Below are 1,991 nucleotides of genomic sequence, written 5' to 3'. Positions count from 1 at the left end.
TGACAGCCTCGGCAGGCCGCGAGGGGGCGGCGGATTCGCCCAGCGGCGCCGCAGTGAAGCGGTAGCCACGGCCCGGGATGGTGGCCACCACGTCCGGCCCCAGCAGCTTGCGCACGGCATTGACCTGCACCGCAATGTTGTTCTCTTCGACCACCAGCCCGGGCCACACCAGTTCCAGCAGCTCGTGCTTGCTGACCACGCGTTCGCGCCGCTCGGCCAGCGCCAGCAGCAGGTCGAAGGCGCGTGCGCCCAGCTCGGCCGGCTGGCCATCCTTCAGCAACAGGCGCTCTGCGGGCCGGATCTCGAAACGGGTGAAGCTCAGCGGTGCGGTGGGGGAAGCGGGCAGGGCGGACATGGGCGGGAAGGTGGGCGTGGCGCTCATCCGAAGGGTCGGTGCACCCCGCGCTGGCGGCTCGCCGAATTGTGCCGGCTGGCCGGCAGCCGCGCCTCTGCAATCGCGATGACAAATGCAGGCCGGCGGCCGGTTTTACACGCTGGCGAAGCGGCGGCTTGACCCTGCGTCCCAGTTCCTCATGAGAAAACGCCGGGCCGCCCCAAGTTTTCTCATCCCCCTCGGGGGCGGGCTGGCCGCAGCCCGCCCCCAACCTAGCCCACGGAGGCTCACTCGAAACCCGCCGGCCGTTGCGCGGCCACCCCCGCCGCCTGCTCCAGCGCCATGCCCACCTCGGCCAGCCGGCCTTCCTCGAACAGCCGGCCGATCAGCGTAACGCCGTGCGGCACGCGGCGCGGCGGGTTGAACTTCGGCAAGGGCTTCGCCGGGTCCGGCGCCCAGTCGCTGCGGGCTTCGCTGACTTCGGTGAAGCCGGTGCGCAGCGTCAGCGACGGATGGCCGGTGTGGTTGGAGATCGTCAGCATCTCCTCGCGCAGCGAAGGCACCAGCAGCAGGTCCACCTCGGCGAACAGCCGCGCCATTTCCTGCGCCACCATGCGGCGCAGCCGGTCGGCCTGCACGAAGTCCACCGCGGAGAGGAAGCGCGACTGGCGGAAGATGTTGGGCCAGGCGTCCGGCAGCTGCACCTTGAGCTGGTCAATGCGGTGGCTCAGCACCAGTTCCTCGAAGGCCGCGGCGCCTTCGGCAAACAGGATGGTGTTCAGCGCCGCATACGGCCAGTCCGGCAGCGTGACCGGCACGGCCTGCAGGCCCAGCGACTGCAGCGTGGCGAGCGCCTTGCGGTCCACGTCGATGGCCGGCGGCTCGTCCATCCACTTGGCGATGTAGCCGACCTTCAGGCCCTTGACCGAGGCAGTGGCCGAGAAGTCCAGCTTCACCGGCACGCTGGCCACGTCGCCCGGGTCCGGCGCGGAAATGGCCTGCAGCACCAGCATCGCGTCTTCCACCGTGCGCGTCATCGGGCCCAGCTTGTCCAGCGACCAGCACAGCGTCATCGCGCCGCTGCGCGGCACGTGGCCATAGGTCGGCCGCAGCCCGGTCACGCCGCAGCGCATGCTGGGGCTGACGATGCTGCCGCCCGTCTCGCTGCCGATGGCAAAGGCCACCAGGCCGGCGGCCATCGCCGCGCCCGGGCCGGCGCTGGAGCCGGAAGCGCCTTCCTCCAGCAGCCACGGGTTCATGGTCTGGCCGCCGAACCAGATGTCATTGAGCGCCAGCGCGCCCAGGCTGAGCTTGGCCAGCAGCACAGCGCCGGCGGCGTAGAGGTGGCGCACCACGGCGGAGTCCTGCGCCGGCACGCGGTCCTTGTACGGCTCTGCGCCCCAGGTGGTGGCAATGCCGGCGGTGTCCAGCAGGTCCTTCACGCCAAACGGGATGCCGTGCAGCGGGCCACGGTAGTGGCCGGCCGCGATCTCGCGGTCAGCCGCCTTGGCCTGCGCCAGCGCGTGCTCGGCGGTCAAGGTGATGACGGCGCGCAGCTTCGGGTCCAGCCGCTGGATGCGCGCGAGGTAGATGCGCGTCAGCCGCTCCGAGCTGAGCTGCTTGTGCTCGATCCAGCGCGAGAGCTGGCTGACCGGCG

The 1,991-nt window shown here is 71.0% G+C and carries 2 protein-coding genes; both read right to left on the bottom strand.

Annotation, left to right across the window (positions count from 1 at the left end):
- Positions 1-355, bottom strand: a 355-nt coding sequence (locus FKP22_RS28560; RefSeq protein ID WP_233446992.1) for a winged helix-turn-helix domain-containing protein, incomplete at its 3' end; no start/stop codon positions are given.
- A 266-nt stretch (positions 356-621) separates the two neighbouring features.
- Positions 622-1,991: amidase (locus tag FKP22_RS28555; protein ID WP_141291495.1), on the bottom strand; the 1,370-nt coding region annotated here is incomplete at its 5' end.

This window comes from Ideonella azotifigens, from assembly GCF_006519715.1.
GTDB classification, from domain to species: domain Bacteria; phylum Pseudomonadota; class Gammaproteobacteria; order Burkholderiales; family Burkholderiaceae_C; genus Ideonella; species Ideonella azotifigens.
This window is presented reverse-complemented; position numbering and strand designations above follow the sequence as displayed.